The sequence below is a fragment of the Paraburkholderia sejongensis genome (genome assembly GCF_020880815.1).
GTDB lineage: Bacteria > Pseudomonadota > Gammaproteobacteria > Burkholderiales > Burkholderiaceae > Paraburkholderia > Paraburkholderia sejongensis.
The window spans coordinates 298,613-311,021 of the sequence record NZ_JAJITD010000009.1 but is presented as its reverse complement, the minus strand read 5'-3'; the positions used below and the strand labels follow the sequence as shown (position 1 = coordinate 311,021).

Annotated in this window: 11 protein-coding genes; 8 read left to right on the top strand and 3 right to left on the bottom strand. The window is 63.5% G+C overall.

The genetic code is table 11. The annotated features are described in order from the left end of the window. Position 1 precedes the first annotated feature (1 nt). Together LJ656_RS19780 and LJ656_RS19775 are read left to right on the top strand one after the other, a co-directional pair. The gene (locus tag LJ656_RS19780) at positions 2 to 835 is read left to right on the top strand and encodes a fumarylacetoacetate hydrolase family protein (protein WP_230511061.1); all 834 of its coding nucleotides are present in this window, start codon (positions 2 to 4) and stop codon (positions 833 to 835) included. Between the two features lie 88 nt (positions 836 to 923). Further along, positions 924 to 1,898, top strand: coding sequence for an NAD(P)(+) transhydrogenase (Re/Si-specific) subunit beta (locus LJ656_RS19775; RefSeq protein WP_230511060.1), 975 nt, complete (start codon positions 924 to 926; stop codon positions 1,896 to 1,898). Positions 1,899 to 2,014: 116 nt separating this feature from the next. Here LJ656_RS19775 and LJ656_RS19770 read toward each other — a convergent pair whose 3' ends face one another. Further along, positions 2,015 to 2,335, bottom strand: a complete 321-nt coding sequence (locus LJ656_RS19770; RefSeq protein WP_230511059.1) for an HAD family hydrolase — start codon at positions 2,333 to 2,335, stop codon at positions 2,015 to 2,017. A gap of 96 nt (positions 2,336 to 2,431) precedes the next feature. Beyond that, positions 2,432 to 3,379, bottom strand: coding sequence for a LysR family transcriptional regulator (locus LJ656_RS19765; RefSeq protein WP_230511058.1), 948 nt, complete (start codon positions 3,377 to 3,379; stop codon positions 2,432 to 2,434). A gap of 391 nt (positions 3,380 to 3,770) precedes the next feature. On the opposite strand from LJ656_RS19765, the gene oxlT reads away from it, so the two are divergent. The 3 genes from oxlT (at position 3,771) to LJ656_RS19750 (ending at position 7,682) form a co-directional block, all read left to right on the top strand. Next, complete coding sequence (gene oxlT / locus LJ656_RS19760) at positions 3,771 to 5,126, top strand: oxalate/formate MFS antiporter (RefSeq protein WP_230511057.1); 1,356 nt, start codon at positions 3,771 to 3,773, stop codon at positions 5,124 to 5,126. A gap of 34 nt (positions 5,127 to 5,160) precedes the next feature. Beyond that, a complete protein-coding gene (locus LJ656_RS19755) occupies positions 5,161 to 6,138 on the top strand; it encodes a LysR family transcriptional regulator (RefSeq protein ID WP_230511056.1) in 978 nt (325 codons plus the stop codon). 92 nt (positions 6,139 to 6,230) lie between these two features. Beyond that, the gene (locus tag LJ656_RS19750; RefSeq protein ID WP_230511104.1) at positions 6,231 to 7,682 is read left to right on the top strand and encodes an aldehyde dehydrogenase family protein; all 1,452 of its coding nucleotides are present in this window, start codon (positions 6,231 to 6,233) and stop codon (positions 7,680 to 7,682) included. A 93-nt stretch (positions 7,683 to 7,775) separates the two neighbouring features. Here LJ656_RS19750 and LJ656_RS19745 read toward each other — a convergent pair whose 3' ends face one another. Continuing rightward, positions 7,776 to 8,753, bottom strand: coding sequence for a 2-dehydropantoate 2-reductase (locus LJ656_RS19745; RefSeq protein WP_230511055.1), 978 nt, complete (start codon positions 8,751 to 8,753; stop codon positions 7,776 to 7,778). A 325-nt stretch (positions 8,754 to 9,078) separates the two neighbouring features. Between LJ656_RS19745 and LJ656_RS19740 the strand changes: the two genes are divergently transcribed. The 3 genes from LJ656_RS19740 (at position 9,079) to LJ656_RS19730 (ending at position 12,385) form a co-directional block, all read left to right on the top strand. Then, positions 9,079 to 10,491, top strand: a complete 1,413-nt coding sequence (locus tag LJ656_RS19740) for an undecaprenyl-phosphate glucose phosphotransferase (protein ID WP_230511054.1) — start codon at positions 9,079 to 9,081, stop codon at positions 10,489 to 10,491. 77 nt (positions 10,492 to 10,568) lie between these two features. Then, positions 10,569 to 11,876, top strand: a complete 1,308-nt coding sequence (locus LJ656_RS19735) for a polysaccharide biosynthesis/export family protein (RefSeq protein WP_230511053.1) — start codon at positions 10,569 to 10,571, stop codon at positions 11,874 to 11,876. After that, the gene (locus LJ656_RS19730) at positions 11,873 to 12,385 is read left to right on the top strand and encodes a low molecular weight protein-tyrosine-phosphatase (protein ID WP_230511052.1); all 513 of its coding nucleotides are present in this window, start codon (positions 11,873 to 11,875) and stop codon (positions 12,383 to 12,385) included. Before LJ656_RS19735 ends, LJ656_RS19730 begins: the two co-directional genes overlap by 4 nt. Positions 12,386 to 12,409: the final 24 nt, after the last annotated feature.

Sequence of the window (12,409 nt, the reverse complement as noted above, 5' to 3'; positions counted from 1 at the left end):
TATGGATACGTGGATGAGGTTCATGTCGAGCGATGGCGGCATCGTGTTCGGCCGGGTCGAAGGCGCTTATCTGCACGAGTACGAAAGTCTCGAGCAGCCGGTGCCGACCGGCGCGGTGCTGTCGCTGCGCGCGCTGACGCCGCTCGCGCCATGCGCGCCGGGCAAGGTCGTCGCGCTGTGGAACAACTATCACGCGCTGGCGGCAAAGCTCGACAAGCCCGTGCCGACCCATCCGCTGTTTCTGATGAAGCCGGCGGCCTCGGTGATCGGCTCGGGCGAGCCGATTCGCAGGCCGCGTCCTTACGCGGGCAAGATCGTCTTCGAGGGCGAACTCGGCATCGTGATCGGCAAGCGCTGCCGCGATGTCGACGTGCGCGAGGCCGAGGGCGCGATTTTCGGCTATACGCTGATCAATGACGTGACCGCCGCCGATCTGCTCAACGAGAATCCGCACTTTCCGCAGTGGTGCCGCGCGAAGAGCTTCGATACATTCTGCTGCATCGGTCCCGCGATCGTCTCCGGTTTCGACTGGCGGCACGCGCGCTTGCTGACCACGCTCGACGGCGTCGAACGGCAGAACTATCCGCTCGACGATATGGTTTTCTCGCCGGCCGAGCAGGTCAGCCTGATTTCGCAGGATCTGACGCTCGAACCCGGCGACGTGATCGCGTGCGGCACGTCGCTCGGTGTCGGCTCGATCAAGGACGGCTCGACCGTGTCTATTACGATCGACGGTCTCGGCACGCTGACCAATTCGTTGGGCACCGGCGTGCCACGCGAAGGGGCGGCGCCGGACTCGCCGCAGCGCGTGGGTGCCGCCACGAACGCGGTCTGAGTTCGATCTGAGCGCTTGTCCGGGCGTTGTCAGAAGCACGCGCGAGTGCCCGGCTCGCATCCGTACATCGCATCACGGAGGATCACGCATGCTGCAAGCCTGTGGGAGTACCGTGTGGATGGACCTGTTGTTGCTGCTGGCGGTGACGCTCGCCGCCGGGCTGGGCGCGGTGCTGCTGGTCGCGTTGGTCGCACTCGGGCAGCGCGTGTGCAAATGGCGCGCGACCCGCCGGCTGCATGGAGGCACGGCCGCGCTCGCCGCGCTACTGGCGGGCAGCTTCGCGGCGGGGCTCGGCGCGCGATCGTGGATCGTGGGCGCGGCGTTGGCCGGCGCGCTACTCGGCGCGTTGCGAATGCGCGGACGTAATCCAGCGCGCTGGCCCGCACTCGTCGCGTTGCTCGGCAGCGGCATGGGTCTCGCGGTCGTATCGATAGCGGTTGCGCATGCTGTTTCGCCGGCGGCGCGCGATAACACCGAACGGCTCGCGTTGTGCGCGGCGGTATTCATCGGTGCGCTGATCTTCGCGCAATCGTCGCTCGCGTTCTGCAAGCTTCGCGGTACCTTGCAGATCGAGGCGCTCGCGCTGCCGGGTCATCATCTCGTCAATCTGCTGGCGCTACTGTTGTGCGGCTGGCTCGGCTACAGCTTCGCGACTGAACCCGCCCAACTATTCGGACTTGCCGAACTGCTCGCGATGAGCGCGTTGGCGGCCGCGATCGGCGCGCATCTGATGATCAGTCGCGAGTATTTGGGACCGCCCGGTCATGCGATGAATGGCGACGCCTGCACCGTCTATGCGTTCGCCGCGCGCAGCGACGGCATGACGATCGCCCGGCCAGGCCTGCTAGAGAGTCTCGCATGGCATGGCGGCGAAGACTGCGGGGAAGTGGGCGGCGCCGAGCCGATGTGGGCGTTGCGTGATCTCGCGCCCGGCACGGTGCGCGCGAGTGCGTATCCGTATCGGCGCGGTTTGCGCGAAGGCCGGCGCGTGTTTGGCCGGCAGCGCGACTGTACGCGCGTGCGGCAGCTTCATGTCACAGCGGCGGCGCGCCGCGCATCATGAATAGCGCGCGAATCGATGCGCGGCCGCTCGTTCCAGCAATGCGGCGCGGCGAGCTGCAGAGCCCGCCGCTGTCGAACCATCGGGTACCTCGAGTACCGCAGTGCTTATCTCAGTGCTTATTCTTCGGCCGCCGCCGCGAACTCGCTGTAGTACTGCGTCTTTCGATGCAGGATCATTTGCGCGAGAAACTCGGCGTCGTACGCGCGATGCAAATGACTGTGATACCGCTCGATATACGCGGTAATGCGCGCCGATTCGCTATTGAATTCTTTCAACATATCGAGCGTCGCGCGATCCCAGCGAAAGCGCAGACCGAGGTCGCTGAATGCTGCGTTATAGGCACTCAGATGGGCGTCGTCCGGTTGGGTGTCGCGCGGACCTGTCGCGAGGCCGGCGCCGCGCGGACTGACGGAAGAGCGAAGCGGTGCGTGGTTCATGATCGGCCTCCTGAGCTGGCAAGTGAAAGAACTCGCTTGCAGCATAGAAGTCGCGAACGATTTGCAATAGTTAAAGTTTTATTGGGTTTTCATAGCCTACTGCTTATGCACGCTCAATTCCTTCACGCGCGTAATACGTTCGATCAGATTCGCGCCTTCCTCTATCAGGAAGCGTTTGAAGGCGACCGCGACCGGCGGCAGACGTTTGTTCTTCCGGTGCACGACGTACCAGTTGAGCATCACCGGAAAGCTCTCCACGTCGAGTACCACCAGATGACCCAATTGCAATTCGAGGCTGATCGTATGCGCGGACAGAAACGCGATCCCCATGCCGGCGATCACCGCCTGCTTGATCGTCTCGGTGCTTTTGATCTCCATCGCGATCTTCAGATTGGACAGCCGGCCCGCGAAACCTTCTTCCATCGAATTCCACGTATCCGAGCCGCGTTCGCGCACGATGAACGCCTCGTTCGCGAGTTGACTGAGGCGGATGTTGCGCTTGTGCGCGAGCGGATGGGTGGGCGCGGCGACGATCACGTAAGGGTGCGGCGCAAACGGTTCGTTGGTCGCATCCGTTTCATGCGGCGGCCGCACCATCACCGCGAGGTCGGTCTGATTGGTCGCGAGTTGATGCAGCAATTCTTCGCGGTTGTGCACCGCGAGATTCAGATCGACACCGGAATAGCGGCGCGTGAATTCGGCCAGCACGCGGGGAAAGAAATAGTCGCCGGCGCTGATCACCGCGACATTGAGCTTGCCGCCGGAGACGCCCTTCAACTGACTCATCGCCTCGTCGACTTCGTGGAACTGCTGCATGATCGCGCGGCTGTAGTGCAGCATTTCGGTGCCGGCCGGCGTCAGATAGATCTTCTTGCCGAGCTGTTCGAACAGCGGCAATCCCGCATGTTCTTCGAGTTGCCGGACCTGGGTGGAGACGGCCGGCTGAGTCAGATGCAATTCCTCGGCCGCGCGCGAAAAACTCAGGTGTCGCGCGACCGTTTCAAAGACCTTCAGTTGCCGCAGCGTCGCGTTGCGCATCGTCATGGCCGATGTATAAGGAACTGTGAATCCACATAATAACAAACTTTAATTATTCGTAATTCAGCAATGACCCTAGCATGGACTCTTATAAGAAGCCGAATTGACGGTGCGGTGTGCGGGTTAACGCGCGGTAAAGTGGGGTGGCGCACTAAAAGGCGGGAAATCGCGTGGAAGTTGGCTGTAACGCTTACCGTCGCGTGTATTTGGATTGCTCGGACTAAAGCAGACTTTCCCGGTGTATGGCGCGAATCGGTTTTAAATAAGTCGGCAATTAGCGGTGCCTATTTTCAATCTTCCCGAATGGCAAAGTACTTTCGGGACATAACAATAAGGCGGGACACATCCAGCGCGGCACTCAAGCGCCGGCACTAAATAAATAGTGGAGACAAGGCTCATGGACAATATCACCCAGCAATCGTCAGCTGGCATGTTCTGGCGAAACAGATGGTGGCAGCTGGTCATCGGCATGGTGTGCATGGCGCTGGTGGCCAATCTGCAATATGCGTGGACGTTGTTCGTGGCGCCGATGCATGCGAGGCATAACTGGAGCGAGGCATCGATCCAGTTGGCGTTCTCGATCTTCATTCTCACCGAAACCTGGCTGGTGCCGTTCGAAGGCTGGCTGGTCGACCGCTTCGGACCGCGCCCGGTGGTCGCCGGCGGCGCGATCTGCGCGGGGCTGTCATGGGTTCTCAATTCTTATGCGACCACACTCGGCATGCTGTATTTCGCCGCGGTGATCGGCGGGATCGGCGCGGGCGGCGTGTACGGCACCTGCGTCGGCAATGCGCTCAAATGGTTTCCGGACCGGCGCGGACTCGCGGCGGGCCTGACCGCGGCCGGCTTCGGCGCGGGCGCGGCGCTCACCGTGATACCGATCGCGAACATGATCAACAGCCGCGGCTTCGAGCACACGTTCTTCTTCTTCGGCATCGTGCAAGGCGTCAGCATTTTGCTGCTCGCGCTGTTGCTGGTGCGGCCTATTTTGCGTCAGCAGGCGACCCGCAAGACCAGGTTCGCGGTGTCGAAGGTCGATTTCACGTCGCGTCAGATGATCAGGACACCGGTGTTCTGGGTGATCTACGCGTCGTTCGTCGCGGTCGCCGCGGGCGGGCTGATGGCGACCGCGCAGATCGGTCCGATCGCAAAAGACTGGGGCCTTGCGCGCATTCCGATGTCGGTATTCGGCGCGACCTTGCCGTTGCTCACGCTGACGCTGTCGATCGACAACATCTTCAACGGCCTGACGCGACCGCTGTGCGGTTTCATTTCCGACAAGATCGGCCGTGAAAACACGATGTTCGTGATCTTCATCGGCGAGGGTCTCGCGCTGCTCGGGATGATGCAGTTCGGCAGCAACCCGTATGCGTTCATGGCGTTCGCCGCGCTGATCTTCCTGTTCTGGGGCGAGATCTTCTCGATCTTTCCGGCGACCTGCGCGGATACGTTCGGCAGCAAATACGCGGCGGCCAATGCGGGCACGTTGTACACCGCGAAAGGCACAGCCTCGTTGCTGGTGCCGATCGCGTCGGTGCTGGCGGCCACCGGCGGCTGGAACCTGGTGTTCATCGTGTCCGCGATTATCACGATCGCGGCGGGCATCTCGGCGAAATTCATTCTCGAGCCGATGCGCACGCGCTGGATCGAATCGCATAACGAACCGCAGGGCGCGCTCGCCGTCGCCGGGCATCCGCACGGCACCGGCGGCGCGTCGCGGATGAGTCACTGGCCCGAGCAGAGCGGCGAATAACCGGTGTCAGCCGCATGCGCCGAGGCCCGAGTATATGAACGTTTCGCTGCAGCAGCTCAAGGTCTTCGTCGCGGTCGCGCGGGAGCGCAGCTTCACCCGCGCGGCGCGCCAGTTCGATCTGACGCAATCGGCGGTGAGCCGTTGCATCCGCGAGCTCGAAGAGGCGGTCGATCTGAAGCTGTTCGACCGCACCACCCGCCACGTAGAACTGACCAATGCGGGCGCGAGTCTCGAGCGAAGGATCGGCCGATTGCTCGACGAAATCGAATTGACGCTGCTCGAAGAGCGGGCCGCCAACGACGGCCGCACCGGCGTCGTGCTCGTCGCGAGCAATCCGGTGTTGTCGTCGAGCTGGGTGCCGCAGGCGCTCGCGCATTGCGCGTCGGTCTATCCGCAACTGGTGGTGTCGGTGCGCGATCAGTCGCAAAGCGGCGTGCTCGCGAGCGTCGAGCATGGCGAGGTGGACTTCGGCGTGGTCTCGGTTGGGCACGCAATCGACAGCGATCTGCTGCACGCGCAAGTGCTGTTCAGCACGCCGCTGCATGCGGTGATGCCGGCCGCGCATCCGCTCGCGCGTCACGACAGCATCGACTGGCGCGGCTTGCGCGCGTGGCCGCTGCTGACGCTCAATGCCGACACGGGCGTGCGCGCGGCACTGGAGCCGGCGCTCGTGAGCCACGAACTGAAGCGCGGCCCGTTGCAGGAACTCGGCCACGTCGCCGCGGTAGCGCGGATGGTCGAGCTGGGCCTCGGGGTCGGCGTATTGCCGGTCGACGCGTACTGGCCGGCGCTGGGTGCCGGTCTGGTGAGCCGTCCGTTGGTGCCGCGGACCACGCTGACCACCGTGCTGGTCCAGCGCCGCAAGCGCTCGCTGCGGCCGAACGCGACCGCCGTGTGGGCGCAGTTTTTCGCGTCGACCAATGAGCGTGCGCATAGCGACGCTTCGACGCCTTGTCCCGCGCGGACCTTCGACTGGCCGTCCGTCGCCCGCACCCTGCTGCACGAACCTTAGATCGCAAGCGGCACAAAACCCCCTGTTTTACGAACGATTCGAACGCTGCGCCTTTAGCGCGCCACATAACGTCCTACTCAAGGAGCTTCATGATGGAAACCCAGACCGACCTCAGACAACATGATTTGCTGATCGACGGCAAGCGGCTGCCGCCCGGCACCGGGGAATATTCCGTCGATATCAATCCGGCCACCGAGGAGCCGATCGCGCTGGTCGCGCAAGGCAGCGCCGCCGACGTGGACACCGCGGTGCGCGCGGCACGCGCGGCGTTGAAAGTGTGGAATTCGATTCGTGCCGCCGAACGCGGCCGCATTTTGCAGCGTCTCGCGGCCCTGATGCGCGAGAACATGGAAGAACTCGTCGCGCTCGAAAGTCTCGACGGCGGCAAGCCGATCGCCGCGGTGATGCGCCAGGACGTGCCGGCCGCGATCGATACGGTCGAGTACTACGCGGGCTGGTGCGACAAGATCAACGGTCAGGTCGTGCCGACGCGTCCCGATGCCTTGACGTACACGCTGCGCGAACCGGTCGGCGTGGTCGCCGCGATCGTGCCGTGGAATTTCCCGCTAATGATCGGCATGTGGAAGATCGCGCCGGCGCTCGCGTGCGGCTGCACGCTGATCGTCAAACCCGCGGAAATAACGCCGCTCACCGCGTTGCGGATCGGCGAACTCGCGCTCGAAGCGGGCGTGCCGCCGGGCGTACTCAATATCGTGACCGGCAAGGGCAGCGTGGTCGGCGACGCGCTCGTCTCGCATCCGGGCATCGACAAGGTCACGTTCACCGGTTCGCCGTCGGTCGGGCGCGGCATTCTGCAGGGCGCGGCCGGCAACTTCAAGCGCGTAACGCTGGAGCTGGGCGGCAAGTCGGCCAACCTGATCTTCGCCGACGCGAATCTGGACAACGCGGTGCGCGCCGCGGCCTCCGGAATTTTCTTCAATACCGGCCAGGTGTGTTCCGCCGGTTCGCGGATTCTCGCGCATCGCGACGTGTACGACGAAGTGGTCGAGCGGCTCGCCACGCGTGCGAAATCGATCAAGGTCGGCGACCCGTCGGTGCGGGAAACCTCGATGGGGCCGCTGATTTCCGCCGCGCAGATGAAGACGGTATTGAGCTACGTGGAAACCGGCCGCTCGGAGGGGGCGTCGCTGGTGACGGGCGGCGCGCGCGTCGGCAATCGCGGCTTTTTCGTCGAGCCGACCGTGTTCGCGAATGTCGAGCACGAGATGCGAATTTCGCAGGAGGAGATCTTCGGCCCGGTCGCGAGCGTGATCCGCTTCGACGACGAGGCCGATGCGCTCAGGATTGCCAACGGTACCGCGTATAGCCTCGCGGCCGGCGTGTGGAGCGCGGATCTGAGCCGCGTTCACCGCGTTGCTCGAGATCTGAAAGCGGGCACCGTGTGGATCAATACCTATGGATATACCGATGTGCGTCTGCCGTGGGGTGGTGCCGGCGATTCGGGTTTCGGCCGCGAGCATGGCGACGTGGCGATCGAGAACTTTACCGAACCGAAAGCCGTGTGGGTTGCAATCGATCAATAGCGGTGGATGAAAAAAAGATTGGACGCTGGGCGTCCAATCTTTTCTAATGCGGCCGGGTTTTTCAGGAATTAATGTATTTTCGAATAACTCCGATTAGTCGCCCTGCAACGCCATTTTCTCGCGCAGCTTGATCAACGCGAGTACCACGTCGATAGTCGGCGTGGGTTCCGCGACCAGACGCCCCATTTCCTGAACCACGGTCAGCAGCGGATCGATTTCCATCGGGCGGCGATTCTCGAGATCGACGAGTGTCGAGGTCTTATGCGCGCCGACCGCGCCCGCGCCGTCGATGCGTCGCTCGACGTCGACCCGGAAGTGCACGCCGAACTGCTCGGCAATCCGCTTCGCTTCGAGCATCATCGTGCGGGACACCGCGCGCGTGCCGGGGTCGCTCGTGAGGACATCGAGCGTTGCATGCGTCAATGCGCTGATCGGGTTGAAACACAGATTGCCCCACAGCTTGAGCCAGATTTCGTCGCGGATGTTGTCGCGGATCGGCGCGTCGAAACCGGCGGCCTGCATGATTTCATGCAATTGCTGAATGCGCGGCGTGCGTTCGCCGCTCGGCTCGCCGATCGGAAACTTCTTGCCGTACACATGTTTGACCACGCCGGGTTCGACGATTTCGGCCGCCGGATAAAGCACGCAGCCGATCGCGCGTTCGGGTCCGAGCTTGGTCCACTGCATGCCGTCCGGGTCGACGCTCGCCAGCCGCGTGCCGGCGAAGCGGCCGCCATGCTGATAGAAATACCAGTACGGAATCCCATTCACGCCGGTCACGATGGCCGTATGTTTGCCCAGGAGCGGCTGCATCGAGTCGACCACGCCGGGCAGCGAATGCGCTTTCAGCGTAATGATCACGACATCCTGAACGCCGAGTTCGCGCGGATCGGACGTGCAGCGTACCGCTGCGCTATAGGTTTCGCCGTCCATGATCAGACGCGCGCCGTGCTCTCGCATCGCCGCCAGATGCGGGCCGCGCGCAATGAAACTGACGTCCGCGCCGGCCCGCGCCAACTGCACGCCCATCATCGCGCCAATCGCTCCCGCTCCGAAGATGCAGATCTTCATGATGCCGCTCCCGTGACGATAAAAAATCTTCTGCCGCAATGCAATAAATCGCATAGCCGATCATCGTTCGAGCATAGTGGCGCAGCACGAATAGCGATAGTTAAAGTTTCTCGACACACCTATTAGCTATTCGTTATGAAATGGTTTTTCACAGTACTTTGGAAGTAATTCTATAAAAGCCAATGCGTGGTGAAAGCATCGAATTAAAACTAACAGTATTTAGTACGTGAACTATTCTGGGTCGACTGTTTCTGTCGCATCATCCGGTTCCTTTGAAACACAAGGCAATTGCGGTGACCCTGAACAGAAGCATCGAGATCGCATCGTGCGTACCGTGATCCATCATCCTGCCGGTCACGACTTCGTCGATATCGAGAGCGTGCTGGCGCGCATCCTCGACGTCGCCGCGATCGCGGTGGGCGCCGCCGTCGCTTCGCTTCTTTTCAAACCCGCTGTCGAACAGCGCGCGCTTGCCAGTGCCGTCGTGATGTTCGAAATGGCGCTTGCCACGCTGCTGTTGTCGATGTTCGGCCTCTATCGTTTATGGCGCGGCCAATCGAAATGGTGGCCGCTCGCGGCAGCGGTGTGCGGCTGGTTCGCGGTGCAGGCATGCGGGTTGGCGGTGACTGCGCTATTGCATCGGAGTCTTTCTATTTCGCGCTTCTGGTGGCTGAGCTGGACCGCGTTGACCGCGGCCGGCATCGTCGCCACGCATCTGTCGGTGCATGCGCTGCTCGGGCGCCGGCGCGCCGGCAAAGATCTGCGCACGGTCGCGGTGGTCGGTGCGGGAGAACATTGCGACACGGTGCTGGCCAGACTCGCGGCGACGCCGGCCGACAGCTTTCGCGCGGTCGCCACGCTCAGCACCACCGGCGACGGCCGGCAGCGCAGCGATGGCCTGCCGGCGTTCGTCGCGCTGCGCGCGTTTGCCGACTGGGTGCGCGAACAGCGGATCGACGAAGTCTGGCTCGCGTTGCCGCTCTCGGACGAAACCACACTGCTGCGCGTACTCGAGGAATTCAGCGGCGATCTCGTCAACGTACGCTTTCTCCCCGACGTGAGTCGTCTCGTGATGTTCGACCGCAACGTGGTCGATCTGCTCGGCGCGCCGGCAATCAATCTGATCGTGTCACCGATGACGCCCGCCGCGCTGCTGCAGAAAGCGATCTTCGACAGGATCTTCGCGCTCGTGATGCTGATTCTGCTCGCACCAGTCATGTTGCCGATTGCGCTCGCGGTCAAGTTCACGTCGAAAGGGCCGGTGCTTTTCACGCAGCAGCGCAAAGGCGCGAATGGCCGGGTGTTTCGCATCTACAAGTTCCGATCGATGCGCATGCATACCGAGAAGCCCGGCGTGGTCCGTCAGGCCAGGCGCGGCGATCCGCGCATCACGCCGCTCGGCGCTTTTCTGCGTCGCACGAGCCTCGACGAATTGCCGCAATTTCTCAACGTGCTGCGCGGTGAGATGTCGGTGGTGGGGCCGCGCCCGCATGCGATCGAACACGACGACCACTACCGCACGATCGTCGACGGTTATATCCATCGCTACCGGATCAAGCCGGGCATTACCGGCTGGGCGCAGATCAACGGCTTTCGCGGTGAGACCGAACAGCTCGAAAAGATGCAGGCGCGGGTCGAGCACGATCTGTACTACTTGCGAAACTGGTCGTTCGGCCTGGACATGCGCATCATCCTCGCGACCGTCGTGAAGGGGATGCGTCACAGCAATGCATATTGATCCGTTAGCGAACATAAATCCGCGTCACAAGGGCGGCGCGGCGCGCTTCGCGTCCGCCGAAAAATAGGTTGAATACGATGTCTGCTTCAGTTTTGACCGGGTCGCTGCGCCGGCTCGGTGTCTTGACGGTGTCGGTCTCGCTGCTGTTGTCCGCGTGCGCGGTCGCACCCGGCATGCGAATGGAAACGTCCAGTACGACGAACGAAATGGAGACGCTTGCGCAGAGCGATGCTACTGCGGACGCCGCAAGCAAACCGGCGGTGGACGTTGCCGGCGAAGCGGCGTCAGTCGCGGCCAGCGAAACGACGCCAACGCGGGAACCCGCGCAGGCACCGGAGTCGCCCGCAGCCGCAACCGGCGCGCGGCTCAGAACCGCCGATGCGACGCCTGGCACGCCGGCGATCGCGATCACCGAAGTCGACGCCGCGCTGCTCGCGCGGATCCGCGAACAGCGCCGGCAACAGCAGCTCGAACTGTCGCGACTGCTGTCGGGCTCGCCGCAAGCGTACGCGATCGGCGCCGGCGACGTGCTGCAGATCGTCGTCTGGGACCACCCGGAATTCGCCGCAGCGCTCGGGCCGTCGCAAGCGTCCGGGTCGGTGCGTCCCGGCGATCCGGCGGCCGGTTTTATCGTCGATCAGAGCGGCAATCTGACCTTTCCTTATGCCGGCACGCTGCATGTCGCGGGTCTGCGCGCGGAAGAAGTGCAGCAACGTTTGACCGGCGCGCTCGCGAAGTACTTCATCAAGCCGCAGGTGACGGTGCGCGTGGCGTCGTATCGCGCGCATCAGGTGTACGTGGACGGCGAAGTGCACAGCCCCGGCGCGCTGCCCGTCAACGACGTGCCGATGACGCTCTATGAAGCGATCAGCCGCGCCGGCGGTTTCAGCGACAGCGCCGATCAGAGCGATCTGGTGCTGGTGCGCAACGGGCAATCGCATCGTCTGAATCTGACGCGGCTGCTCGCGCAGGGCCTGAGCCCGTCGCTGATCTATCTGCAGCCGGGCGATTTTCTGCGCGTCGTGTCGCGCGACGAAAACCACGCGTACGTGATGGGCGAAGTGAACAAGCCGATCGCGGCGCTTCCGCGCCGCACCGGCCGGCTGACGCTGGCCGATGCGCTGTCGCAGGCGGGCAGCGTCAATTCGTCGACCGCCGATGCCGCGCAGATGTACGTGATTCGCGGCTCGCTGTCGGGCACCGCGCAGGTGTTCCATCTCGATGCACGCTCGCCGGTCGCGATGCTGCTCGCGAAAGATTTCGAGCTGCAGCCGAACGACGTCGTCTATGTGGACGGCAACGGTCTGGTCCGCTTCAACCGTGTGTTGAGTCTGCTGATGCCGCTGATCTCCAGCGGCCTGACGGCCGGGCTGGTGACCAAATGATCGGGCGCGTGCTGGTCGTCTGCGTGGGCAATATCTGCCGCAGTCCGATGGCGCAGGCGCTGCTCGCGCAACGCCTCGAAGCGGTCGCGGTCGAGTCGGCCGGGATCGGCGCGCTGCACGGCGAGGGCGCCGATCCGCTGGCGGTGCAACTGATGCGCGAGCGCGGTCTCGATCTGGACGCGCATCGCGCGCGGCAACTGACGGCGCTGATCGCCGCAGCCGCCGACCTCGTGCTGGTGATGGACCACGCGCAGAAGCACTACGTCGAACGCCGCTTCCCGGCGCTGTACGGCCGCGTCTATCTGCTCGGGTCGTCGCACGGCGCGGGCGGGCCGCCCGACGCGCGCTTCGAGATTCCCGATCCCCATCGCAAAGGCCTCGCGTCGTTCGAACAAAGCCTCGCGCTGATCGACGCGGGCGTCGACGCCTGGTGCGCGCGCATCGCCGGCGTGACCGCGCGTGCCGGTGCCGGCACGGCGGCTTTATCCACCGATCATTCGTCGTCCTGAGTGCGTCGAAACAACCCGACTGTT